The sequence below is a fragment of the Parabacteroides sp. ASF519 genome (assembly GCF_000364265.2).
GTDB lineage: Bacteria > Bacteroidota > Bacteroidia > Bacteroidales > Tannerellaceae > Parabacteroides > Parabacteroides goldsteinii.
Map to the genome: position 1 here is coordinate 1,148,920 of NZ_AQFV02000006.1, position 25,617 is coordinate 1,174,536.

Consider the following 25,617-nt stretch of genomic DNA (forward strand, 5'->3'; position numbering starts at 1 on the left):
AATCTGTTGTACTTGATAGTTTTGAATGGTCGTCCACATAAAACTGTCATTGTAGAGAGTGAATATTCGGTCGTTAGGAACCAAAGAATAATACAGGATTGTCATTTTCATCTTTGCATTCCGTCCGTAACTGATTAATTACATCTGATTTTATTTCTTGGTTTTCATTGAGATATTCAATTAACCAGGGCATGTCCATTGCATATATTACTTCTTTACCTGTCCTTCCGGTAGATTTATATATATTGGGTAATCCTTCCATTAATTTCGTATGGAGTGTAATTTTGTCTTTTTTTGTATCATATCTGGCAAAATAAAACTTTTCACCGTTCAAGGTGAAGAATAGATTATCATTGATAATGCTAAGGTCGCTTGGTCCGGGTATATATTTCTGTTGTTTTGCTTTTTTCAGATATTCTCCCACGTTGCTAATTTCGTTAAGCCTTTGGGGGGTGTTTGCTCCTTTATCCTGGAAATCCAGGATGATATAGGGGAATAACTCTTTTTCAGTGCTGGTCGCAAGAAATATGGTATCTGAAAAAAGACAGGAAACGAGAACTTTATCATCGCTTATTGGGGTAAAGAAGTTGCTTGATGCGAAGAACTTACTTTTTACCGGTTTCTGAAAAAAGTCTTTATTTTCTGATGTTTCTGTCAGATAGCGAACATAATAGTCCGCTTTTGAGCGGCTACCGGAATCAAATAAAAGGAAATCATTTCCTATTGCTTCCAGTGCAAAGAAAGGTTCCTGCATCGATATCTTTTGGAGGAAGTTACCCTCCAGATCATATTCTTTAATATTACGATAAAAGTCGAGGACAAACAGGCTTCTTTTATTTGCGTTTAGGGAGATATCCGTTGGATAGATAATATTTTCCGGTCCTTCTCCTTTATTCAACTTCCGGATGAACTTACCTTTATTATCAAATATATAGACGTTACCGTTGCCTAGGGAAGAAAGAATGTATAGCTTATCTTCAAATGGAATGACCTTATTTACATCTTCCAACAGACATTCATCTTTTGTTTCGAGTTTAACGAAACGAATATTTGTCAATGCCGGGCTGTCTGTTATAATAGATTTATCATCGGTGTTGATGGACAGGATAGTACCCTCCAGGTTTCCTACTTCTTTTTGATTGATACAGGAACCAAAGAACAATAAAAGGCTAAATAAGATATGGGTCTGTTTCATAAGAAAGATTTGTTTGAACAAATATATTGAAGTTCCTGGTCAAAAGCAAATGAATGAACCAATCTATGTATGATTTGATAGGTAAGGTGTGGAAAAAAGTATCCTTACAAATTTTCGTTTGGCAATTATTGAATGAAAGAAACTCAATTGTCAAACGAAAAGAACATATATGTGTTTTATTCGTTTGATATATATCAAACGTAAATTTGAATGGGAACTTTTTTAGAAAAGAATCCTGAGTGAATAGCTTTTATAACCCGCTTTTCCATAATTATGCACTGTATATAGTGCAAATATTGCTAAAGTTTGCTTCGTATACAAAGCAAACTAGTTATTTTTTGTTAGATTTTATTCTACTTTTATTAACTCTATCTTCTGAAAACAAAGGGTATTATCATCATAATCAGGATTTTTGAAATGACTGCAACTTATGTATAATCCATCTTCTCGGAGAAAATATATAGTATATCATCATACAGAAAAGAATAGATAAAACTTTTTCCATATAAGATATTTTGTACAGCTCTATGCCTCAGATTTCCATTTTTAGAAAATCGCGTACATGTAACTGTTTGATACCTTTGTCGTTTGTACCGGCATTGAATTCATCCATGCTGATAACATATTTAGGGTAATGGTCTGGAATATTCATTAAATTACCGAATTCTCTTTCCCTCGTTTTTTCGTCAAGAATTAGATAAGCAACTTGTATGTATATGCGGCTTCCGTTTTTTATTCCAACAAAATCAATTTCATAATTGCCTTGCTGACCTACTTTTACGTCATAACCGGAGCATAGTAGATGTAAATACACTGCATTTTCCAATAGTTTCTGAATGTCTTTATTCAAATCGCAACCTCTGATTACATTCCGCAGTCCTAAGTCTTCAAAATAATATTTGTCTCCGATCTCAAAAATTTTTAGTCCATTGATATCCAGCCGGGATACTTTGTGTATAAAAAAAGCGTTGAGTAATGGATTCAGATAGTTCAGAACCGTTTGGGTTGACACGGTCGTTCGTTGGGATTTGAGGTATTTGGATATATTGGAAGCTGAAAATAGATTCCCTATATTATCGGCCAAGTATTCAACGAGGTCGTTCAAAAATGAAACGTTCCGAATGTTTTCACGGGCGACGACATCTTTCAGCAAGATGGTCGAATATACATTCCGTAAATATTCAAAAGCGTATGCTTCCTCTGTTCCTATTACTCTCAGATAGGGCATACCTCCGATTGTCAGGTATTTATAAAGACTTTGATTGTTGTCATCCAAATTGAAAAAACGAAGAAATTCTTCGTATCCGAGGCTGTGGATAGGGAATTCAATGTATCTTCCGGCTAAATGTGTAGCTAGTTCTCCGGATAACATGGAGGCATTGCTTCCCGTACAGGTGATATCGCAAACACCTTCTGCCAGAAGACTTCTTAAAGCATATTCAAAGCGTTGTATTTCCTGTACTTCATCAATAAATAGAAAATTTTTTTTACCTTCCTGCAAGTTTGAATGTGCGTACTGGTATAAGTCATCATCTGTTTGAATGAACTCATGAGGCTTCAGTTCCCGATTTATATAAATGATATGCGAATCCGGAAGAGTATTTTCTATATAATCCATTAGCTGATACATAATATAGCTTTTCCCTACCCGGCGTTGTCCTATCAGGATTTTTATAATATCTTTCCCTAAAAAGGGCTTTATACGTTCTGTATAAACAGGGCGTTTTATATATTCCCGTTTGAAGTGAGTTTTATCAATCATAATGGATGCTTTTTGCAAATATACCAATTTTGTCAATTATAATTGATAAAATGGCTTTGAATTTGTGTTTTGTCAATTATAATTGATGAATTTGCTGGGGCAGGTAACTGGTATAGGGATTTTGATTATTCAATAATCCCATCCAGTTCCAGGCTGGCAAATTGTATCTCATCATCCATGCACAGAATGATCCGGTTATTTTCCCGGTCATAGCAGAAACTGGATATTTTATATTCAGTTTCCAGTGTTTGGATATAGTTGCCGTTGAAGTCGAAGACGAGTAGCTTGGTTGGGTAATAGGCATCCGTACGGTGGTCTCCTCCCGAATAACCTGTGATGATTTTGTTCCCACAGAAGACGGGTTGGCTGTAATGTGCTGTTTGCGTTGTTTCTTTTTCCCATTTAGGGCCGTATATATTGTATTTTAAATTTCCGTTCAAGTCACAAATAGTCATTAGGTCGTAACGGGAATAACATTCGACATATAATCCATATTCAGGGGAGACATCTGCTGTGATACGCTTCTTTTTTATATCAGGGTGTTCGTATTTCATTGGCTGGATTTCTCCTGTCTGCATGTTCCATTTGGCAACAAGTGATTTGAAATCATTAGTGCCTATAGGCTCTATGATACGTCCGATACATAATGTGTCGTTTATATATCGGTACGTATCAGGAAATAACCCGATTTTTATATCGGCTTTTATATTCGGGATATAGAATGGATTTGCCAGAACGCTGTCCAGGTTATAACTGAATATCTTTTGTTTGCCATGATCCGAGACATAAAATGTACGCTGGGCTTCGTCGATACCTACATGTCCCGGCATGGTAATTTCACCAGGACCTTGTCCTTTATAAGCTGTGCTGGTGATATAATGGAAGTCATTCTTATCAAATAGATGAATAAAGCGGTCGTATGAACTGTGATCGACTATAATTAGATATTTGTCAATAAGATAAGGTCGGGTAACCCGTCCAATCAGTACATCTTCGATCATTATCTCTTTTACCTTATCTTTTACGGAGATTACATTATCCCGTCTATTCTGGTATATTTCCGTATCTGTGTTTGAGGTGCAGCTCAAGCATAGTACGATCAATAATAAGAGGGAGACCTTATAGGGATTAAATAAGCAAGCGGCTGTGTTCATAACTGTTCTATTTGATATTAATTGTTTTAGAGTTCTATTAAATCCATTCTTCTGAAACTTAAAACATTTTCATTGAATTCCGGATTCTGGAAATTGTTGTCGGAAATATACAAGCCATCTTTGAGGATGAAGAACATCACTGGGATGTAGATATTTTCGGGGAATAATGTTTCTCCGATTACCTTAAAATCCTTATCTAAAATCATGATAGAAAATTTTTTTCCGGTTTTCATCAGGTCGGTAATATTCTCGTTGGGGCTTACCTCGCATGCCGGCTGGAAGAAGCGGTAATAGACTTTCCGGTATTTATCATAAATGATATTTCCGTATGAAGCGTTTTCGATAGATTCTTTCCGTATTGTTTTAATGTCGGGAGCAGTATGATTTTTAGGAGAACCGTTTATATATCGGCTTTTGCATGGATATTCTTTGAATGTCTTGTTGTCGTTGGTGACATGAATAGAGTTACTGATGAAAAAGGAATAGACAAAATTTGTTCCGTCATAGTCTCTGCTGCATGTGAAGATACCGTTTTCATTTTTTGCTTCCCACAATCTGGGATAGGTAAGTGGCAGAGTTTTCGTTTGTTTTGTTTGCATATTGACTTTTATACATAATGGATATTTCTCAAGATCGTCTCCGCTATAATGTTTGTCGGAAAACTTTAAAGCCTGATATAAATAGATAGAGGAATCCTGTAGGATCATAGGTGTGTAAACTTTGGACGTAGGAGGGTGGGCGAGAGCCATTTGAGTGTCGGTTATCAGGTCATATTTATCCAGAATTTTTCCGGATTTATTAATCTTAGATATTTTGAATTGATTAAATATCAGGATATTGTCGAGATCGATAACTGTGTGACCGATGAAGCGTCCGACTGCATCGGGACCTTCCATGGCTATTTTGATCTTGTGGGATAGTTTGCAGGAATCGAGCCGATAAAAGTTTAGTTCATTGGTTTGTTCATTTTCATAACTCAGATAGGGAATCCCTTCAGGAGTAATGTAAGAAAACATGGACATGCTATAGCAACTTGTATTATCATCTATCGGGATGACGATACGTTTTTCTCCCGGTTGGAGTGAATAGGAATTACTTTTGTTTGTATTTTCGTGGCAGGAAGAAAGCACAAGACATACCGTATGGATTAGCAACAGGTATTTTAATATGTTTTTCATACAAGTCCCGATTTAGAATGTTTGATATTGTAAATATAGAGACAATTACGAGATGTTCGTAGTTTTGACGGGGAATTCTGATTTTTTAAGAACTGTTTTGAATTTATAATATGGTTAACTATTTATCAGATAGTTCAATTTTTTCTTACATCTGAGTCAAATAATCCCTTTCTCCGTTTGGAATAAATAAAATATTGCCTACATTTGTCCCGTTACCTGTTATTAGGTAATAAACAACTAAAACTATTGACTTATGGAAAAGTATGTGAACATCATGCTCGACAAGGCTTTTAAAACCGTGTTTGGTGAAAAGCAAGTAGCAATCGACTTTATCAATGCCACGCTCGAGGGCGAACGTCAGGTGAAAGACCTGACCTATCTCGATAAAGAAATCCAACCGGAAGTAATAGAACAGCGCACGGTGATCTTCGACCTCCTTTGTGAAGATGTGGACGGGAGTAAATTTATACTCGAAATGCAGAATTGTCCCCAACATTATTTCTTTAACCGCGGATTTTATTACATTTGTCGACTAGTCTCCCGTCAGGGAGAGAGCGGAGCTGACTGGAAGTATAGTTTGCTTCCGGTATATGGCATCTACCTGTTGAACTTTAGTCTGCCAGAATTTCAGAGTTGGCGCACCGATGTGGTGCTGGCCAATGAGGCGACAGGTAAAACTTTTGGCGAGGTCAAACTGAAACAGATTTATCTGTCGTTCGATCTGTTCAATCTAAGAGAAGAGGAATGCAAAACGCCTCTTGAAAATATGGTTTATATATTGAAGAATATGAATTTATTTGATATGTCTCCGTTTAAGGAGAAAAACGATGCCTTCAAGCGCCTGCTCGACGTGGCAAACCTGAATGCAATGACTCCTCACGAACGGGCAGTTTACGATGAGAACCTGAAGATTTATCGCGACTGGCGCAATACACTGGAATATGCGGTGGAAGAGGCTGAAATGAAAGGTTTGAAAAAAGGAAAAGCAGAAGAACAACGCCAGATTGCTGCAAATTTTAAAAAGCAGGGAGTTAATGTCGAAACGATCGCTCAATGTACCGGTCTGTCTGTCGAAGAAATAGATGAATTGTAGTTTATTTATGCGATATTGAATCAACAAAGTGCTCCGAATCCTCGGAACATTTTGTTGATTGCTTGTTTTAGTTATTATCAGTTTTGAACTATTGCAATGCTGATCTGTGTCATCTGTGCGCCATTGCTTTATATTTGTGGCTTGAATATAACTAGTTGAAAAGCTTCAAAGTCTTTATTTTCATCCAGTAGGTTGTCTTCAGTAATAAACAAGCCATTATCCAAGACTCCCCAACTGTTATAATGGGTATATATGTTATTTTCCAATTTGGTTTCGGAAGTGATGCGGAAGTTTTTATCGAAGCTGGTTAGATATAATTCCTTGCTGTCAGATAAGGTTCTAAAAGGAGTGGTAGAGATGTTCTCTGCTTTGTCGAGATGCAATCGGTAATAGATGTTTTTATAAGGATCATGCTGGATTTCAAAGAAATGAATATTTTCTATGTGATGCTTACTGGCATCTTTCATATCGTAAGGCATGGTTAACTCAGACGCCAGGTTGGGTGTGTATCGGCTCTTTCCTCCAAAAGCTGTTTCTTTGTCGGTCTCGATGTTGATCCGGTATATATTCGAACTGATAGGGAAATTATATAAGATATCCTGATCGGTATAAGTGACATTCGGGAATTGTTTGAATCCGAATCTTTTTCCGGCGAATTTTTCTGTTTCAGATCCTTTTAGTTCAAAGGTTTTGAATGTGCCTGAATTGAGGGAATACTCATAAACGATATAGGTGGCGCTCTCTTCTGTGGGGGTAACGGTCAGGTAGAAAACTGAGTTTCTTTGCGGGTGGTAGAATAATTTGATTGTCGCCATAGAGAAATTAGTCTCGACCATGATGAATCCCCCTTCCGGAAACGGGAGTTCATATTTCCCTTTCACTTCTCCTTCGTTGTTAACCAGATACAGGAATCCCTGGCTGTAAAGCCATAAGCTGTCTTCTTGATGAACATATAGTCCGGATACATTTTTTAGAATTCCGTTTTCTCCTTCCTTATTCAATGGGAGATGCGATATGCTCTGGTCGTTGAGATTGAAAATATCCAGCGAGTGCATGGGACTGTTGTAAGCATAAACTAAATTGTTTTCATTTTCCTGAAAGCATGAAATGACTTGATATGAAGTCAAGGTCTTATCATCTATCGGTATATTAATCTCTTCTTTTTCAAAAGAAATCGCTTTACCATATTGTGATTCGATTAATCTGTCTTGTGATTTTGCACAAGACAAAAACAGGCATATAAGGAGGAAACTTGTTAGTATTTCTTTCATGTTTGTTTTTGTGGTAAATATAATTCTTTTCTGATTATAAATTCTTGTAAATTATCTATTAGTCAGCCTGATTGTTGTCGGTAAATCGGTTCAGCAGTTGGTGCTTCGCCGGGTCTTTCACCGTTATTGAACGATATTTCCTTCCATGAAAACATTTTCGCAATCCTGTGTCTTTATCAGATTCGATATTTCGGCAGGAGTTGGCGACAGGAACAGGTTGTCCGTGATTTTTAATCCGTCGACTGATTTGGCGAAGATAGCGTTTGTGCCTGTCAATTGGAAACGGTTGTTCGTTATGGCGATGTTGCGGTGAACATAGCCTTCGTTGCGGTCGTTTTCCGGAGAAATGAGGATGACCGGTCCGCCGCATTCCATGAAATTGTTGTTGCGGATGGTTACATCGCGTACCATACCTGATTCGAACCAACTGCGGGCATCGTCGGCTATCAGGATACCACTCATTTGCATACGGAAGAAGGTGTTGTTCTCTATCAATACCTTGCGACGGGTGGAAACAAGGATTCCGCGTGTCGGTATGCGGGCAAAATAGTTATTGCGAATGAGGACTTCCGGTGTATAGGTTACGTTTTCAACGACCAGTTCTTTTTTATCCCGGATCGTTTGAGGGATATTCCTGTCGAGGGTTATGAGTATTTCCCGTTCGTTTTTCATTTCCGCCTTTTTTACCTTTGCCGGTGCAAGGCTCATCAGCGAATGGGCATCGATAAATTCGATCTGGTTGCCGGGAAGGAACGATTGGAAGCCATATGTCTGCGGGTGCATGTATTTTACTGATACCTGGTTGGGGGCCGGGTAGCCGGTGACAGCCAGGTGGGTTCCGTGTATATTGATTGGATCGTCGTGCGCTCCGAGGAAACGGGAGTTTTCGATCGTGATCTTACCTTTGCAGCCTGACATCTGTACGAAATCGGCAAAACCGGCACTGGTACGTCCGCTTCCGGCCTCCGGTTCGAATGTCAGATTCCGGTAAGTGATATTTTCTGTCATTTGCCCGACAATTCCGAAGTTACCCAGGAATGCCAGATGTACTCCTTCCAGTGTGACGTTTTTACTGTATTGGATAAGTCCGCAAGCCTGGTCACGGATACCGTCACGCATCTGGAATACCGTACCTTGTTTGGCCTGTGGCGGGGTGTCATATACGAAACGGAGTAGGTTGGTGTCCAGCTCTATTGCCTTGCGAAGGCCGGAAAGCGGCGACCAGCTACGCCAGGTTATATCTTTTTCTTTGTCATAGCTTTGGGCGATACCTCCGGATAGTTCCCAGTTGTCACCGACAAAAGCAAAATGCCCGTCTTTAACAGTGTAGCGTGATTGCGGGTGGATGCGTACGGTCATAAAGTTTTCGCCTACTTCCGTAACGGTCAGTTCCGGGACGGTGGGGTCGGAAGCTGTAACGGTAAAGTCCCGTAGAGTGATATTTTCGCACTGGTCGATTACGAAGCTGGTCATTTCGCCATGGGTGACGAAGCGGGCTCCCTGACCGTCTATTGTCACGTTTTTCAGGTCTTTCAACCACAAACCGATATGTTTTGTCTGATCGGGGTTTTCTTTTTCGGAGGCTGTATTGGAGATATGGTAAAGGATCTGTGACGAACTTTCGCGATGGAGGTTATAATCTGCATTTTGCAGTTTGATGACAACCGCTTTCCCGTTATAACTCCGGGCCTGTTCGATTGCTGCCTGGATTTTCTTTGTCATATCTCCGTTTTCCGGGGCAATCCGGATTACATGTTGTGCGTTTGCTATGAATCCCGAAAAGAGACATAGTGCAATAAGGATCGTTTTTTTCATGGTGTAATTAAGAATTTAGAATAATAAATTGACGCAAAAGTAAGAAATAATGCGTCAATATTGTCGGATTACTGCTGGTTTTACGAATAGAACATTATTTAAAATAGTATTTTACCAGACAGAGATTATCGTCTTCCTGTAAATTTTTTACTTTACTGAACTCTTCCGGCGGAAGAATATTATGCAATGTCCCGATCTCCTCCGGTGATACGATGCAGATCATATATTCATCGGTGAAAAGACTTGTTTTCTTGACCTTTGCGCCTCCTTCCAGCGTGTCGAAAACAAAGGATTTTCCATCTTTTTTACGGTAGAAAACATTGCGCCATTTATCTATGTTCCAGGTGTTCAGGACTGTGTAATAATAGTCTTTGTTTTGAAACTGTCGGAAGAAAAAGTAGGGAACTTCGTGTGAATCTACCAGTTGAGGAAATACATTGGGATCTTCTTTTATTCTTTCCTTAAAGGGGTCAAGGTTGATATTGCCGGAACCGAAGTCCCATTTATATGCTAATTCTACGGCCTCTTTCGTGAACCGGTATACCTCATTGGAATATTGAGTGGAAAAGTAATTTTCATTGTTATATTTGTAAAAAACATCGATGCACATGTTGGTCATAAAATTGTCATCTGTCGTTTTCCAGAAACCGCCGGCTATTTCCTCTGTGTTTGTATCATAGAATGTGATTAAGTTTTCTGTCGGATCGCCCGCTGTTGTCAGAGTCCAGTAAGCAATCAGCCCTTTGTCGATTTCTATCATATCCGTTTGCCCTCCGCCTCCTGGCAGCAGGTGCCTTTTTATGAATTGTCCGTCTGTTGTATAAGTATATATAGCTCCCATCGGACTTAACATATGAATAAGGTTCTCTTCCGGATTGACAATGACTTCATAGATCATATTATATTCACCCGGACCGTTACCGGTCTTATCTATTTTAGATAGAAATTTGCCTTGTTTATCAAAACAGAAAAGTATCCCCATCTCCCTGTCATCATCGAGAATATAATATTTGTTATCAGCTTCGATAACTCGTCCGATCGTTTTGAGCAGGCATTGTTCGTTTGTTTCCAAAGGGATCACTTCTATCTTTTTGAACAGGGTGGAGGCTACCAGGTCTTTGGGTGAGAGTTCTACCTGCAAAATTTTCTGTTCCGTTTTGCTGTTTTGTTTGTTACAAGAGAGTAGTAACATACAGAGAAGTGATATGAAAAAGTATTTATTCATGGCAGTACTTGATTTTATTCATTGGGCCAATGTAAGTAATATTTTTTATTTTTGTATTCAAACACGGGGTTATTATGGAAGAGAAGAAAACAGGTCTTTGGAAGGCTCTTACAAATAAGATAAATACCTTTCTTCACAATAAAGAGTTGAAGGAGAAATTGTATGTGATCATTTTTGAATCGGATACGCCGAAAGGGAAGTTATTCGATGTCTTTCTGATCGGTTTTATCATTATGAGTGTTCTGGTGGTCATCCTGGAGAGTGTGGTCACTTTTTCCGACCATTTCAGGCTGGCGCTTCAGATACTGGAATATGTGTTCACTGCTTTTTTTACTTTCGAGTATCTGGTGCGTATTTATTGTTCGCCGAAGCCGAAGAAATATATTTTCAGCTTTTTCGGTATTGTCGATTTGCTGGCAACCTTGCCGTTGTATCTGGGATTCCTTTTTACCAGTGCACGTTATTTACTTATTATCCGGACATTCCGCCTGATCCGCGTTTTTCGTGTGTTCAAGCTGTTTAACTTTCTGGAGGAGGGGAATTTACTGTTGGTATCCCTGCGGTTGAGTAGCCGGAAGATTTTTGTTTTCTTCTTTTTTGTACTGATCCTGGTGACTTCGATCGGTACGATCATGTTTATGGTGGAAGGTACGCAACCGGATACTCAATTCAATAATATTCCCAACTGTATTTACTGGGCGATTGTAACCATGACGACCGTGGGGTATGGAGATATAACCCCTGTGACTCCTGTCGGCCGTTTTATCTCGGCTTGTGTGATGCTGATCGGTTATACGATCATTGCTGTGCCTACGGGTATCGTTTCTGCCACGATGATCAAGGAACACCGGCGGCGGAGCGAATTGAGATGCCCCCATTGTTTCCGCACGGGACACGAGGAAGAAGCTAAATACTGTAAATACTGTGGTGGAAAGTTAGATGAGTTTTCATGATTTTTTCTATATTTGCGCTCTAAGAAGGGGGAAGGAATATGAAAAAAGTATCTATGAAAACACTACTGGCTACTATTGTGGCCGCATTATTTATTACACTGTTTTTTGTTGGCGGAGTGTATTGCTTATATACTCAGGTAGCAGATCCGGCTTTGTTTATCGTCGCTTTAGGGAGTGCCTGGGCGGTTTCGTTATGGTTGTTATTGTCTACTGTTTTCAGTAAAAGACGGAAAGGGTCTGTTTCTTTTCATTTTCATGACAGGAGTCTGTTAGTCTTTTGAGCTGTTGTTAATATCTTTCCAGGTATCTTTTACAACATACCATATTACACATACGATCATAACCAGCATGATCGCACTGCCGCCTACACTGATGACTGTTTTTATGTATTGATCCATTTTTTCCGGTGTTAGATTTATAAATGTTGTTATTTGATTGGCTAAAGATAGGAATAAGAATATCAATAATTTGAGTTTTGTCGAAAGAATGATGCTGTGTCCGGTAAATTTACGTTTTATATCGTAAGATATTATCTGTTCTTAAATAATATCTATATTTGCGATATGATGGAGGTCGATCGGGAATCTGAATATCTGGAAAAATTGGGGCAGGGGGATCATAAGTCCTTTGATGCCCTGTTTATGTTGTACCATCCGCGGGTAAAGAACTTTCTCAAAGGTTTCATTAAGGATGAGGAAGAGGCGTGCGATATGGCTCAGGATATTTTCTTCAAGGTCTGGACAAACCGGGAAAGCATTTCTAAGGTCAGTTCCCTGAAAGCTTATTTATTTCGTATGGCTCGTAATATGGTCTACGATTATTATGAACACAGCCTTGTAAAAGAGTCTTACGAACAGAAATTACAATCTTCATCCTCTGCTTATACCGACCTGATAGAAGAGGATATCTATGCAAAAGAATTATCGATACTGATCGATATTGCCATCGAACAAATGCCGGAGCAACGCCGGCGTATTTTTAAGATGAGCCGGAAAGAAGGGTTATCGAATGAAGAAATTTCACAGAAGTTGCAAATTAATAAACGGACTGTTGAAAACCATGTGACTCAGGCGTTGGCGGACCTTCGTGAAGTCGTGCGCGGAGCTTTTTTATTACTTTTTTGAAAAAAATCTCTTTTGGACTGTGTGTGCCTGCTCCTTGTCCCGTCTTCAATATAAACAGGGGATAAAATGGCGAATAAAACGATACATACATTAATCACTAAATTCTTCGGAAATGATCTTCCGGATGCAATCCAGATGTCTTTCCGGAAGTGGTTTGTCGGCGGAACCCATCAGCAGGAAAAGGAAGAGGCAATGCGGGAACTTTGGGAACAGGTTCCGGCAGAAGCAGACGGTCGGACTGTACAGGAACTGGACAGGTTACGTTATCGTATGGAAGCAGTTGGCCGTCCGGTTGTTAAGCGATCTATATATCAACAGGTTCTCCGGATTGCCGCCATATTGCTGTTACCTCTGATCGGTGCCGCCAGTGCCTGGTTTGTGATGCAGGGCGAGCCGAAGGTTATAGAGCCGGAATGGACGGAATGTTTTGTGCCGAACGGCGAGAGAAAGCATATTACTTTATCGGACGGTTCTGTGGTATGGTTGAATTCAGGATCGCTATTGGTATATGCCGCAAAGTTTGAAGGTAGCAAACGAGCTATTTACTTGAATGGGGAAGCGAGCTTCAATGTGGCTAAAGATCCGGAAAAACCTTTCATTGTAAAGACAAGCCATATGGATGTGGAGGCGCTGGGGACGGTATTTAATGTAGAGGCTTATTCGGATTCGGAATTGACCGTTGCGACACTGGAGGAAGGGAAAGTTCGTGTAAGTACTGACCTAACAGCAGATAAACCGATCATTCTTCATCCGGACGAACAGGTTGTATATAACAGTTTGTTGCGGACCGTTTCCAAAGAGGTTGTCGATGCCGGCAAAATCATGCAGTGGAAACACGGATACCTCACCTTTCAGGGGGCTTCGTTCGATTATATCGTGAAGACGATAGAAAGGCGTTTCGATGTGACGATCAATTATGAGACCGGCAAATTTGCAGGACGTAGTTTCACAATGAAATTCCGGCCGGATGAAGGCTTGAACCAGGTACTGGATATTCTGAAAGAAATGGTGAACGGATTAAATTACAGGATTAAAGATAATGTGATATACATAAACTAAAAAACGGAGGATACATTATGAAAAAAAGAACCCGGGAAGACGACGCCAATCAGAACTCCCCGGATTTGAAATCGTGGTGAACACCAATTAATAAATCGCCTGAAACAGGTGGTAAATAATATAGTATTCAACTTTAAAATCTAATTTTACAAAGGTATGGAAATAAACCTGAAAACACAATGGAATAAACTGAATAGTTTGTTCCGGGTAGCAATAATACTTTTTCTTTTCCTTTTTTCGCAATTTACGGTTATATGGTCTCAGACCATAACGTTTTCCGAAAATAGTCTGACGATCAAAAAAGCATTTGCCGAGATCGAGAAACAGACAGACATGTCGGTTGACTATGATGAATCGGTTTTGAATATTCATAAGAAGATAGAGCTTGGAACAGGTAATAAAAATCTGGATGAAACATTAAATCAGATTTTACAGGGAACGAATTGCTCTTATGTAATTAAAAATAATCATATTGTTATTTCTGCCGAGAATAAAAAGCAGGAAAAGGAGAATCTGGTGGTAACCGGGACAATCACAGATGAACATGGCGAACCGATTATCGGTGCGAATGTGATGGAAAGAGGAACAACAAATGGTTGTATCTCCGACATCGACGGCAATTATTCATTAAGCGTAAAAGGAAATTCGGTCCTTTTATTTTCCTATATCGGATATATATCCAAAGAAATAGCCGTGAATAACCAGAAGATGATAAATGTGAGATTGATGGAAGACACACAAAAACTGGAGGAAGTGGTTGTCGTAGGTTATGGTGTTCAGAAAAAGGTAAATCTTACCGGTGCTGTTTCTGTAGTGAAAGGGGAAGAGATGACTAAACGTCCTGTTACCAATGCAACTTCCATGTTACAGGGGCAAGTTCCGGGTTTGCGTGTCGTAAACGGTTCCGGACAGTCGGGTAATAATAAAGTGAGTTTACGGGTTCGCGGACAAGGCACGTATTCCGATGCCGGCTCCGATCCGCTGGTGCTGATCAACGGTGTTCCGGGAGATCTGTCAAATCTCGATCCGAATGCGATAGAAAGCATATCGGTATTGAAAGATGCCGCTTCTGCTGCTGTATATGGTGCGCGTGCGGCTAATGGTGTAGTATTGGTGACAACGAAAACAGGTATAAATAAAAAGACATCGATCAGTTATTCCGGAAACTTTGCTATTTATTCTCCGACACGTATGCTGAATGTCGTTACCAATTCCGTGGATTATATGAATTTATGGAATGAGGCTAAAGCGAATTCCGGTATTTCTTCGGGTTTGTATCCCCAGGACATTATTGACCAGTATAAAAATGCTAAACCGGGTGATCCGGAATATCCTAATTATGATTGGTTGGGCGAACATATCCACAGTACGTTCTCACATAATCACAATGTAGCTGTTTCCGGCGGATCGGATAAGATGTCATACAATGTCTCTATGTATTATGCCGATGAAAACGGAACAATGGACGGACACGGATATAAGAAGTATAATTTTACGGCAGATCTGCAAAGCCAGATAACCAAATGGATGAAATTCGGTTCGTATGTGGGGTTTATGAGAGGGGATAGAAAACGTCCTTATGAGGGAGGCACAGACGGCAGCTTTACTTCTATTTTTGCACAGGCACCCACCTATGCACCTCAACGTTCCGACGGTTCATGGGTGTACAAAGCTTATCCGTGGGAAAGTAATAACAAGAATGTGATTGCTTTGGTCGGTAATGATGCATTACGTAAAAATACGAGTTATGATGTGAATGCACAGGCCTGGTTGACAATAGATATTGTTAAAGGGTTGTCCTGGCATACAAAGGGAGCGGTTCGCATGATCGCAGAAAGAGAGAAAGAATGGCGTCCGTTGGTAAAACTTTATAATTATCACTCCGGTGAATATATGAATGAACTGGATGTGGGTGCAAAAGGTCTGAATTCGAATGATTATCATACATTCTATACTTATTTGTATTCTTATCTGAAGTATGATGTGTCAACAAAAGACCAGAATCATAATTTCGGTCTGCAATTGGGTTATTCTCAGGAAACAAATGATTATGATTGGCTGAAGGGGTATAGAAAAGATTTTCCGTTCCCATTGACAGAGATTGATGCCGGTTCGAAAGAATTACAGGAGGCAGAAGGAAATCTTGAGCAATGGTCGTTAATGGGTATTTTCGGACGTTTCAATTATAACTATAAGGAACGTTATTTGTTTGAGGCCAACTTCCGTTATGATGGCTCTTCCCGCATTAATCCCGACGACAGATGGGGTATATTCCCTTCTTTCTCTGCCGGTTGGAGAATGACAGAAGAACAGTTTATGCAGGATTTGCATTGGTCATGGTTGAATAGTATGAAGATCAGGGCTTCCTGGGGACAGTTAGGTAATCAGAATATTGGTATATACCCTTATCAGGCAGTCATGGAAAATGAGGGGAACTATACATTTGATAATTCTTCTTTGTCGACCGGTTATGCACAAACCAAGTATGCAAACCGGAATATAACATGGGAGACTACTACCGTTACTGATATAGGTTTGGAGGCAACTGTATTCAATGGTCTTAATGTTACGCTTGACTGGTATAAAAAGAAAACAAAAAATATTCTCCGGGATGCCCAGGTTACAGGGGCTTTAGGATTGGATGCACCTGTTATAAATAACGGTGAGATGGAGAATAAAGGCTTTGAAATTAATGCGCAATATGTAAATAATATTAAAGGCGGTCTTTTCAAGGGATTAAATTATAATGTAGGTTTCTATTTTGACCGTAACAGGAACAAGGTGACAAAGTTTGGTGCTGATGAAATATCCGGACATTATTTGCGTCAGGAAGGTTTGCCTTACAATTCTTATTATATGCTGGATTGTATCGGTATTTTTAGGGATGAGGATGATGTGAAAAATTCACCCAAACAGTTTAATGATAATACATTGCCGGGCGACCTGAAATATCGTGATGCCAATAATGACGGTGTGATAGATAATAATGACCGTGTAGTGATTGACGGACGATTCCCTAAATTTGAGTATGCATTTAATTTGTCTGCCAGTTGGAAGGGATTTGACGTTTCTCTTCTGCTGCAAGGTGTTGAAGGAAAGAAACATTATGTTACGGATTGGGGATTACAGCCATTCCGTCAGGGTAGTGCTCCGACAATTGATTATGTAAAATATCGCTGGACAGAGGATAATCCGGATAACGCAAAGTATCCGAGAATGTATTTTGATGATTTCGGCGGTAGCAAGAATACAAGAAAGAATTCTTACTTTTTGAAAGATGCTTCTTATTTGCGTCTCAAGAATCTGACAATAGGCTATACTATTCCTGTAGAGTTGACAAGGAAAATGTTGGTTGAAAGGATACGTATATTCTTCTCCGGTGATAATCTGGCGACAATTACCAATTATCCGGAATTGGATCCGGAAAGAGAAGAAGACGGTCGTTTTGTCGCTTATCCGCAAAATAAGATTTGTTCATTTGGTATTAACGTCCAATTTTAATTCGATATGGTTATGAAGAAAGCTAAATATTATTTGCTGCTGGCATTGGTTGTTATCATGAGCGGATGTGATGATTTTCTGGAAAAGAATCCGCCGTCCAAACCTTCGGAGAATACATTCTGGAAACAAAAAAGCGATTTGGATATGGCTCTGACCGCCTGTTACGGGACAATGACGAAATTTAGCCATGGTTATTTTTCATTCGGTACTCCTCAATGGGATAGCTTTGTTGATAATTGTCATAGTGTGGGTGAAGGAATCACTTTTGATGTATTCCAAGGGAATATAGACCCGTCAACTGTAGGCATAATTCAAGATGTATATAAAGGTTCGTATGTCGGGATTACCCGTATGAATTTATTTCTTTATCAATTGGACCGGTACGAAAATACCGACTTATCGGAAACAGAGAGAGATTTTTATAAAGGACAGGTACTTTTCCTCAGAGCATTTTATTATTCATTCTTGTATAGATGTTATGGAGATGTTCCTTTGATCCTTGAACCCCTCGATCTTGAAACACAATATCAGCCGAAAGTTGAAGCTACAAAAATCTTAGAACAGATCTATTCGGATCTGGATGATGCCATTGGACTGTTGCCGGACAATACCTATTTGGAATTACCCGGAAGAGTGACAAAAGGTGCGGCTCTTGCTTTAAAGGTCAGAATTATGTTATATGACGCATATAATGACAACGGAAAAGCTGATATTGGAAAAATGGGGAATATACTGACTGTAGCTGAGCAAATAAAAGGCTATTCGTTAAGTAATGATTTTGAAAGTATTTTTCAGGGTGCAGGGCAGGAAACGAATACGGAGATCATTTTCTCGACGAAATATCTGGCTCCCAATAATTGGCATACGAGTGATCTATGGTTTGGCGCATGGTTACGTTGTGCTCCTTTGACGAACCTGGTGAGTGAATTTGAGTTTAAGGACGGTACGCCTTTTTCTAAAGAAAGTGCTTTGTATAATCCGGAAAACCCGATCGAAAACCGAGATCCCCGTTTGGATATGTCCGCTTTTTATCAGCAATTGGTTATGGGAGATGTCGAACAGCCTGTTACGGGCGTTTTGCCGACCGGTTACGGACTGAAGAAATTTGTAACCCGCGACAAGACGCAGTATCCGATCGGGTATAATACGCGTAGTGATCAGGACTGGGTACATTTCAGATATGCCGAAATATTGCTGGCTATAGCGGAAGCAGAGAATGAAGTGAATGGCCCGACTCAGAAAGCATATGATGCGATTAACAGTATCCGTGCCCGTAAAGGTGTTGATATGCCGCCGTTACCGACAGGTTTGAATCAGACACAGATGCGCGAAAAGATACGTCATGAAAGGCGGATAGAATTAGCATTTGAAGGGCATCGCTATTTTGATCTGAAACGATGGCGTATTATTGGAGAAATTATGAATAACTTTGACGAGCCGACATTGCCATTGTATAAATCTGTATTTGAAGATCGTTTTTATTTGTGGCCGATACCGCAAAGTGAGATTGACAAGAACAATGGCGTTTTGGTTCAGAACCCGAATTACAAATAAAACAGAGATATGAATAAGTTAATCAAAAATCGCGGGCTGCTTCTTTCTTTAGGCAGCCTGGCAGTCTTTAGCAGTTGTGCCCAACAACAGCCACAGGAAGCAAAGAAGCCGAATATCGTGTTCATCTTTGCGGATGATATGGGATATGGAGATGTTTCTGCATTGAATGAAAACTCCAAGATAAAAACGACTAATATCGACCGGATTGCTAATGAAGGAGTTGTTTTTACAGATGCACATTCCAGTTCGTCTGTCAGCACACCTTCGCGTTACGGCGTGTTGACCGGACGGTATAACTGGCGTTCCGATCTCAAATCCGGTGTATTGATGGGATACAATAAGGCTTTGATCGCTCCGGACCGCCGAACGATCGCTTCTGTGCTGAGGGATCAGGGGTATCAGACGGCATGTATCGGTAAATGGCACCTCGGATGGGATTGGAATAATATAGAAGCAGGGCCGGATAGTGTGGATTTTAGCAAACCTATCTCCAACGGGCCTACGACAAGAGGTTTCGATTATTTCTATGGGATCATTGCTTCCCTGGATATGGCTCCTTATGTTTATGTGGAAAATGATATGCCGACTGCTTTGCCTGACCGGGTGACTGTGAATGACGGTATGAAGTATTGGCGTAAGGGACCGACGGCTTCCGATTTTGATCATGAACAGACGTTACCCAATTTTATCAACAGGGCGGTGGATTATATCCATGATAAATCAAAGGAAGACAAGCCTTTCTATCTGTATCTCCCGTTACCGGCCCCTCATACTCCGATCTTGCCGATCAAGGAGTACCAGGGTAAATCCGGCCTGAATCCTTACGGCGATTTTGTGCTGATGGTGGATGATATGGTTGGCAAAGTAATGAAAGCATTGAAGGATGCCGGTGTTGATGATAATACAATATTGGTATTCAGTACCGACAATGGTTGCAGTCCGCAGGCCAAGTTTGATGAACTACAGGAAAAGGGGCATTATCCGAGTTATATTTATCGCGGGCATAAAGCCGACTTGTTTGACGGCGGTCACCGTATCCCTTGTGTGGTAAGATGGCCGGCACAGGTTAAACCTCATACGGTAAGCCAGACGGTCTGTCTGACTGATTTCTTTGCAACGTTTGCCGCTGTTGCCGATTATCAGTTGAAAGATTCTGAAGGTGAGGACAGCTACAATATCCTGCCTTTGTTGTTGAATGAGAAAGAAAGTAATGTTATCCGTGAGGCTACGGTTCATCATTCGATCAATGGTGATTTCACGATCCGTAAGGGAGAATGGAAACTCTTGTTGTCTCCCGGCTCCGGCGGTTGGAGTTTTCCGAGACCGGGTACGGATGATGATGTAATTAAAACATTGCCGTTGGTTCAGTTGTATAATATGAAGGATGATCCGGCAGAAACAAAAAATGTATATGCAGAACATCCTGAGATTGTGAAAGAGTTGAAGGAGCTGATGATAAAATACGTCAGGGAAGGCCGTAGTACTCCGGGAGTCCCCCAGAAAAATGATGGTCCCGAAGTCTGGAAGCAACTAAGCTGGATAGAAGAATAAATATTTTGAATCGTTGGATAATCCCGGAAAACAGTTACTTTTGTTTTCCGGGATTTTATTAAATACAACAGCGGAAGTGGAATTATAGAAATGATATAATACAACAGGAAAGTCCTACCTTGCAAACCTTTGCGTTGATTTTTCTTGTAACTTATTTTTAAGTCAAAGATTAATACTGTATTTTTGATCGAATTATCATATCATAATAAGCACACACATGAAAAAAATCTATTCTTTTCTGCTTGGGACGATGCTTCTTACGGCATGTTCGCAAACGCAAGAAGGAGGTATGCCTTTTCAAAATACGATTAAGATTGAAGAGGGGGACAGTCAGGAACTCATCATCGAAAAGGCGGCCCATGTCGTTCCGACTCCGAACCAGTTGGCGGCACTGCAAAATGAGTTTATCGCTTTTATTCATTTCGGGCCGAATACGTTTACCCGGATGGAATGGGGGAACGGTATGGAAGATCCGAAAGTGTTCGATCTGAAGGAACTCGATACCGATCAGTGGTGTGAAGCGATGAAAGCTGCCGGCATGAAAATGGTTATTATTACCGTAAAGCATCATGACGGATTTGTCCTTTGGCAAAGCCGTTATACAAAACATGGCATTATGTCGTCGAATTTCCGGGACGGTAAAGGCGATGTCTTAAAAGACTTGTCCGCTTCTTGTCAGAAATACGGATTGAAGCTGGGTGTTTATCTTTCACCGGCCGATTTGTTCCAGATAGAAAGTCCTGACGGATTATATGGAAATCTCAGTGAATATACAAAACGAACCATCCCGCGCGAAGTGCCGGGCAGACCGTTTGCCAACCAAACGAAATTTGAGTTTGTGGTGGACGATTACAATGAATATTTCCTGAACCAGTTGTTTGAAATACTGACTGAATATGGCCCGATACATGAAGTCTGGTTTGACGGTGCACATCCGAAACGGAAAGGTGGCCAGACTTACAACTATCCGGCATGGAAAGAACTGATCCATAAACTGGCTCCGAATGCTGTGATATTCGGTCGTGAAGATGTTCGCTGGTGTGGTAACGAGGCCGGTGGAACCCGTCCTACGGAATGGAACGTAATCACTTACCAGGCAGATCCGGATACAATGACACAGTTTGCCGATATGACAGACCCCGTGCTGGGCGATCGCGAGAAACTATATCAGGCAAAATACCTGCATTATCAGCAGGCAGAAACCAATACGTCTATCCGTGAAGGCTGGTTCTACCGTGATGATACACATCAGAAAGTGAGAAGTGCCGATGACGTGTTCGATATTTACGAACGGGCTGTTGGAGGTAACTCTACCTTCCTGTTGAACATACCGCCTAACCGTGACGGTAAATTCTCTCCGGCAGACGTTGAGTCGTTGAAAGAGGCCGGTAAACGTATTCGCGAGACATACGGCACGGATTTGTTGGCTGGTGCTAAAGGTCCGAAAGAAGTTTTGGATGGAAAGAATGATACTTATTTGTTGATGAAAGAGAAGGAGTTTACCGTTAGAATGCCTTCTCCTGTCACCCTCAACCGTATCATGCTTCAGGAAGCCATTGCCACTCATAGTGAACGTGTGGAGAAACATGCGGTAGACGCCTGGATCGACGGCGCCTGGAAAGAGATTGCCGTATCGACCAATATCGGTTATAAACGTATCCTTCGTTTCCCGGAGGTGACAACTGACAAGCTTCGTTTCCGTTTGTTGGAATCTCGCTTGATTCCGGCTATCAGCCATATCTCAGCCCATTATTACAAATCTCGTCCGCCCCAGTTGAGCTTTAGACGAGATATGGATGGCAAAGTGGCTATCAAGCCTAAGTTGCAAGATTTCGGGTGGAATTCTCACGGACAGAATGCGGCTGAAAACCTGAATGTAGGATATAAGATTTATTATACGACAGATGGTACTGAACCGAGTGAAACTTCTACCGAATATAAAGAACCGGTTGTATTGGATCGTTGTGAATTGAAAGCAGTTGCTGTTTTACATGGTGAAAAAGGAGCTGTGTCCAGTGAACGACTGGGATTGATTAAGAAAGACTGGAAGTTGTCAGAGGTGAAAGGTAATCCGTTGTATCTGACTATTGACTTAGGAAAGAGTCAGGAACTGAGCGGATTGGCTTATACGCCACAGGCCGGTAAGAACTTCAAAGGAGGTGTGACCAAAGTTGTTGTCAAAGTCAGTGATGACGGACAGCAGTGGAAAACAGTGGAAAGTGTGGAGTTTGGGAATTTAGTGAACGACCCGACTAAACGTTTCCATTATTTCAAGAATACTGTTGCTGCCCGTTATGTGCGTATAGAACCTACTGTAATGGCACAGGAAGGCAAGCTTACTTTGGGTAATATAGACCTGCTCTGATTGAAATATTGTAAAAAACTTTTGATGTCTCCGGAAAACAACTACTTTTGTTGTCCGGAGACATTTTTTGTAATTAACATCTAATAATCATGAATATACGCGTTTTATTTTCTCTTCTTCTATGTTTGTGTTGTTTCGCGTGTGCGGAAACACAAAAGAAAGAATCGCTTGTCTTGTGGTATAACGAACCTTCGGAAAACTGGAATGAAGCCCTTCCGATCGGTAACGGCCGTGCCGGAGCCATGGTGTTTGGCGGCGTAGACAAGGAACAGTTGCAACTGAACGAAAACACGCTTTATAGCGGGGAACCTTCGACTGTCTTTAAAGATATCAAAATTACCCCCGAGATGTTCGATAAGGTGGTAGGACTGATGAAGGCGCAAAAGTATGACGAAGCCTCCGACCTTGTCTGCAAACATTGGTTGGGGCGTCTGCACCAGTATTATCAGCCTTTTGGCGATCTGTTTATCGAGAACAACAAGCCGGGAGAAGTATCCGGTTATAAACGTGAACTGAATATCTCGGATGCCGTCACCCGTACGGTTTTCGAACAGAACGGTGTGCAGTATGAACGTGAGATATTTGCTTCCCATCCTGACGATGTTATTATCGTCCACCTGAAAAGCAGTACTCCGGACGGCCTTGATCTGTCTCTTAATTTCACTTCTCCGCACCCGACTGCCAAACAGTCGAAAGGAACCGACCGTCTGGTTCTTCACGGACAGGCTCCGGGATATGTGGAACGCCGTACTTTTGAACAGATGGAAGCCTGGGGCGATCAATATAAGCATCCGGAATTATATGATGAAAAAGGGAACCGTAAATTCGATAAACGTGTTCTTTACGGCGACGAGATTGATAACAAGGGTATGTTCTTCGAAGCCCAGTTGAAGCCTGTTCTTCCTAAAGGTGGCGATTATGAAATAACCGATGCGGGCGTACATGTGTATAATACCAATGAAGTTTACTTCGTATTAAGTATGGCCACCAGTTTCAATGGTTTCGATAAAAGTCCGAGCCGTGAAGGCGTAGACCCTTCCGCTAAAGCTGCCGGTATTCTGGATAAAGCCCTTGCTTATGATTATAAGCAATTGAAACAACGCCATATGGCAGATTACCAGAAGCTGTTCGACCGCGTTGACTTGCAACTGCCTTCTTCTCCGGAACAAAAGGCAATGCCTACCGATCAACGTATTGCTCAGTTTGAGACGATGGGGGATCCCGATCTTGCAGCCCTGTTGTTTCAGTTCGGCCGTTACCTGATGATCAGTGGTTCGCGTCCCGGAGGACAACCGTTGAACTTACAAGGAATATGGAATAAAGATGTTGTTCCTGCCTGGAACAGTGGATATACAATCAATATCAATACCGAAATGAATTATTGGCCGGCAGAAGTGACCAACCTGTCCGAATGCCACGAACCTCTTTTCCGCCTGATCGACGAACTGGCGGTTTCCGGAGCCGAAACAGCCCGCAACATGTATAACAGGCGCGGTTGGGTAGGGCATCATAATACATCTATCTGGCGTGAATCCGTACCCAATGATAATGTGCCGACTGCCTCTTTCTGGCCGATGGTGCAAGGTTGGTTATGCAGCCATCTTTGGGAGCATTATCTTTACACGCAGGATCAGGACTTTTTGAAGAACAGGGCTTACCCGTTGATGAAAGGAGCAGCCGAGTTCTTTGCCGACTGGCTGATAGATGATGGTAACGGACGTTTGGTAACTCCTGTCGGCGTTTCTCCTGAAAACCGTTTTATCATGGATAACGGTAAACAGGGAGCTATGACGATGGGGCCGACTATGGATATGGCTATTGTCCGCGAGACTTTCACCCGTACGCTTCAAGCTGCGGAAATGCTGGGTTTGGACGAATCGCTTCAGGCTGAACTGAAAGATAAACTTCCCCGCCTGTTACCTTATCAGATCGGTGCACGGGCCAATTACAGGAATGGATGTATGATTTTAAGGAATGGGAACCGAAACACCGTCATTTCTCCCATTTGTACGGACTTCATCCCGGTAATCAGATCACTGCGGACGGAACTCCTGATTTGTTCGATGCAGTCAAACAAACCTTGATCTTGCGTGGCGACGAAGCCACCGGCTGGTCGATGGGATGGAAAATCAACTGTTGGGCCCGTTTGCAGGATGGAAACCATGCTTATAAAATTGTTTCAAACTTATTCAACCCGGTCGGTTTTGGCAATGGACGTAAAGGAGGCGGCCTGTTTAAGAATATGCTGGATGCTCATCCTCCTTTCCAGATCGACGGTAACTTCGGATATACAGCCGGTGTAGCCGAAATGTTGATGCAGAGCCATGCCGGATTTATCCAACTGTTGCCTGCCCTGCCCGATGTATGGGGCGAAGGCTCTGTATCCGGTCTGAAAGCACGTGGAAATTTCGAAGTAGCCATGAATTGGAAACAAGGTCATTTGTCAGAAGCGACGATTCTTTCCGGAAGTGGTAACGAGTGCCGGTTAAGGACTTCGGTTCCTGTTACGATTAAAGAGGGTGGTAAAGAGGTGACTACTTCTTCTCCGGTTACTTCCAACGGGAAAGAATATTACGAAACAACCTTTGCCACGGTTGCCGGAAAGAGTTACCGGGTGAATCCGGCTACTCTTTGAGGCAATCTGTAAGATCCTGAGGAATTCTCTTTTTATCGATGCTGGCATCGGTGTGAATAGCTCCCTGGGTAAAAAGTGTTTCTAAGTAATGAAACAACTGTTTCAATAGGGAGAAACAACTGTTTCATTATGATGAAACACTTCCAACAATGCAACTCTGGTAAGAGCCAATCAGAACAATA

The 25,617-nt window shown here is 41.2% G+C and carries 17 protein-coding genes and 1 pseudogene; 10 read left to right on the forward strand and 8 right to left on the reverse strand.

Annotated elements, in window-relative coordinates; genetic code table 11:
• Window positions 1-73: 73 nt before the first annotated feature.
• The 4 genes from C825_RS04375 to C825_RS04390 all read right to left on the reverse strand — a co-directional run bounded on the left by C825_RS04375 (window position 74) and on the right by C825_RS04390 (window position 5,289).
• Window positions 74-1,195 carry a DUF4934 domain-containing protein gene (locus C825_RS04375; RefSeq protein WP_010801540.1) on the reverse strand — a complete coding sequence of 374 codons (1,122 nt, stop codon included), beginning with the start codon at window positions 1,193-1,195 and terminating at the stop codon, window positions 74-76.
• Window positions 1,196-1,727: 532 nt separating this feature from the next.
• Complete coding sequence (locus C825_RS04380) at window positions 1,728-2,957, reverse strand: ATP-binding protein (RefSeq protein WP_010801541.1); 1,230 nt, start codon at window positions 2,955-2,957, stop codon at window positions 1,728-1,730.
• 125 nt (window positions 2,958-3,082) lie between these two features.
• Window positions 3,083-4,111 (reverse strand): 6-bladed beta-propeller, encoded by a 1,029-nt coding sequence (locus tag C825_RS04385; RefSeq protein WP_010801542.1) that lies wholly within the window; start codon window positions 4,109-4,111, stop codon window positions 3,083-3,085.
• 26 nt (window positions 4,112-4,137) lie between these two features.
• On the reverse strand, window positions 4,138-5,289 hold the full coding sequence (locus tag C825_RS04390) for a DUF4221 family protein (protein ID WP_010801543.1): 1,152 nt from the start codon (window positions 5,287-5,289) through the stop codon (window positions 4,138-4,140).
• A gap of 253 nt (window positions 5,290-5,542) precedes the next feature.
• On the opposite strand from C825_RS04390, the gene C825_RS04395 reads away from it, so the two are divergent.
• Entirely contained in the window at window positions 5,543-6,382 is an 840-nt protein-coding gene (locus C825_RS04395) for an Rpn family recombination-promoting nuclease/putative transposase (RefSeq protein ID WP_010801544.1), read from the forward strand.
• 128 nt (window positions 6,383-6,510) lie between these two features.
• Here C825_RS04395 and C825_RS04400 read toward each other — a convergent pair whose 3' ends face one another.
• The 3 genes from C825_RS04400 to C825_RS04410 form a co-directional block, all read right to left on the reverse strand.
• On the reverse strand, window positions 6,511-7,653 hold the full coding sequence (locus C825_RS04400) for a DUF4221 family protein (protein ID WP_010801545.1): 1,143 nt from the start codon (window positions 7,651-7,653) through the stop codon (window positions 6,511-6,513).
• A 123-nt stretch (window positions 7,654-7,776) separates the two neighbouring features.
• Window positions 7,777-9,468 (reverse strand): right-handed parallel beta-helix repeat-containing protein, encoded by a 1,692-nt coding sequence (locus C825_RS04405; protein WP_010801546.1) that lies wholly within the window; start codon window positions 9,466-9,468, stop codon window positions 7,777-7,779.
• 94 nt (window positions 9,469-9,562) lie between these two features.
• The gene (locus C825_RS04410) at window positions 9,563-10,693 is read right to left on the reverse strand and encodes a DUF4934 domain-containing protein (RefSeq protein WP_010801547.1); all 1,131 of its coding nucleotides are present in this window, start codon (window positions 10,691-10,693) and stop codon (window positions 9,563-9,565) included.
• A 74-nt stretch (window positions 10,694-10,767) separates the two neighbouring features.
• On the opposite strand from C825_RS04410, the gene C825_RS04415 reads away from it, so the two are divergent.
• Window positions 10,768-11,646 (forward strand): ion transporter, encoded by an 879-nt coding sequence (locus tag C825_RS04415; protein ID WP_007655588.1) that lies wholly within the window; start codon window positions 10,768-10,770, stop codon window positions 11,644-11,646.
• 53 nt (window positions 11,647-11,699) lie between these two features.
• Window positions 11,700-11,927 (forward strand): hypothetical protein, encoded by a 228-nt coding sequence (locus tag C825_RS04420; protein WP_007655587.1) that lies wholly within the window; start codon window positions 11,700-11,702, stop codon window positions 11,925-11,927.
• Here the strand turns inward: C825_RS04420 and C825_RS27595 are convergent.
• Window positions 11,916-12,044, reverse strand: a complete 129-nt coding sequence (locus tag C825_RS27595) for a hypothetical protein (protein WP_010801548.1) — start codon at window positions 12,042-12,044, stop codon at window positions 11,916-11,918. The two genes, C825_RS04420 and C825_RS27595, sit on opposite strands and share 12 nt — an antisense overlap.
• Window positions 12,045-12,209: 165 nt before the next feature.
• Between C825_RS27595 and C825_RS04425 the strand changes: the two genes are divergently transcribed.
• From C825_RS04425 to C825_RS04455, 7 genes and pseudogenes are all read left to right on the forward strand, one after another.
• Window positions 12,210-12,770, forward strand: a complete 561-nt coding sequence (locus tag C825_RS04425) for an RNA polymerase sigma-70 factor (RefSeq protein WP_010801549.1) — start codon at window positions 12,210-12,212, stop codon at window positions 12,768-12,770.
• 66 nt (window positions 12,771-12,836) lie between these two features.
• On the forward strand, window positions 12,837-13,829 hold the full coding sequence (locus C825_RS04430) for a FecR family protein (RefSeq protein ID WP_010801550.1): 993 nt from the start codon (window positions 12,837-12,839) through the stop codon (window positions 13,827-13,829).
• 156 nt (window positions 13,830-13,985) lie between these two features.
• Window positions 13,986-17,330 carry a TonB-dependent receptor gene (locus C825_RS04435; RefSeq protein WP_010801551.1) on the forward strand — a complete coding sequence of 1,115 codons (3,345 nt, stop codon included), beginning with the start codon at window positions 13,986-13,988 and terminating at the stop codon, window positions 17,328-17,330.
• 12 nt (window positions 17,331-17,342) lie between these two features.
• The gene (locus tag C825_RS04440; RefSeq protein ID WP_010801552.1) at window positions 17,343-18,884 is read left to right on the forward strand and encodes a RagB/SusD family nutrient uptake outer membrane protein; all 1,542 of its coding nucleotides are present in this window, start codon (window positions 17,343-17,345) and stop codon (window positions 18,882-18,884) included.
• Window positions 18,885-18,893: 9 nt separating this feature from the next.
• Window positions 18,894-20,435 (forward strand): sulfatase family protein, encoded by a 1,542-nt coding sequence (locus tag C825_RS04445; RefSeq protein WP_010801553.1) that lies wholly within the window; start codon window positions 18,894-18,896, stop codon window positions 20,433-20,435.
• A 217-nt stretch (window positions 20,436-20,652) separates the two neighbouring features.
• Window positions 20,653-22,800, forward strand: a complete 2,148-nt coding sequence (locus C825_RS04450; protein WP_010801554.1) for an alpha-L-fucosidase — start codon at window positions 20,653-20,655, stop codon at window positions 22,798-22,800.
• 89 nt (window positions 22,801-22,889) lie between these two features.
• Window positions 22,890-25,435: pseudogene (locus C825_RS04455) on the forward strand (glycoside hydrolase family 95 protein).
• The last annotated feature ends 182 nt before the right edge of the window (window positions 25,436-25,617 follow it).

Bases quoted from the DNA above. Each gene is read 5' to 3' on its own strand.
- C825_RS04375 (WP_010801540.1), bottom strand. From the start codon at position 1,195: ATGAAACAGACCCATATCTTATTTAGCCTTTTATTGTTCTTTGGTTCC.
- C825_RS04380 (WP_010801541.1), bottom strand. From the start codon at position 2,957: ATGATTGATAAAACTCACTTCAAACGGGAATATATAAAACGCCCTGTT.
- C825_RS04385 (WP_010801542.1), bottom strand. From the start codon at position 4,111: ATGAACACAGCCGCTTGCTTATTTAATCCCTATAAGGTCTCCCTCTTA.
- C825_RS04390 (WP_010801543.1), bottom strand. From the start codon at position 5,289: ATGAAAAACATATTAAAATACCTGTTGCTAATCCATACGGTATGTCTT.
- C825_RS04395 (WP_010801544.1), top strand. From the start codon at position 5,543: ATGGAAAAGTATGTGAACATCATGCTCGACAAGGCTTTTAAAACCGTG.
- C825_RS04400 (WP_010801545.1), bottom strand. From the start codon at position 7,653: ATGAAAGAAATACTAACAAGTTTCCTCCTTATATGCCTGTTTTTGTCT.
- C825_RS04405 (WP_010801546.1), bottom strand. From the start codon at position 9,468: ATGAAAAAAACGATCCTTATTGCACTATGTCTCTTTTCGGGATTCATA.
- C825_RS04410 (WP_010801547.1), bottom strand. From the start codon at position 10,693: ATGAATAAATACTTTTTCATATCACTTCTCTGTATGTTACTACTCTCT.
- C825_RS04415 (WP_007655588.1), top strand. From the start codon at position 10,768: ATGGAAGAGAAGAAAACAGGTCTTTGGAAGGCTCTTACAAATAAGATA.
- C825_RS04420 (WP_007655587.1), top strand. From the start codon at position 11,700: ATGAAAACACTACTGGCTACTATTGTGGCCGCATTATTTATTACACTG.
- C825_RS27595 (WP_010801548.1), bottom strand. From the start codon at position 12,044: ATGGATCAATACATAAAAACAGTCATCAGTGTAGGCGGCAGTGCGATC.
- C825_RS04425 (WP_010801549.1), top strand. From the start codon at position 12,210: ATGATGGAGGTCGATCGGGAATCTGAATATCTGGAAAAATTGGGGCAG.
- C825_RS04430 (WP_010801550.1), top strand. From the start codon at position 12,837: ATGGCGAATAAAACGATACATACATTAATCACTAAATTCTTCGGAAAT.
- C825_RS04435 (WP_010801551.1), top strand. From the start codon at position 13,986: ATGGAAATAAACCTGAAAACACAATGGAATAAACTGAATAGTTTGTTC.
- C825_RS04440 (WP_010801552.1), top strand. From the start codon at position 17,343: ATGAAGAAAGCTAAATATTATTTGCTGCTGGCATTGGTTGTTATCATG.
- C825_RS04445 (WP_010801553.1), top strand. From the start codon at position 18,894: ATGAATAAGTTAATCAAAAATCGCGGGCTGCTTCTTTCTTTAGGCAGC.
- C825_RS04450 (WP_010801554.1), top strand. From the start codon at position 20,653: ATGAAAAAAATCTATTCTTTTCTGCTTGGGACGATGCTTCTTACGGCA.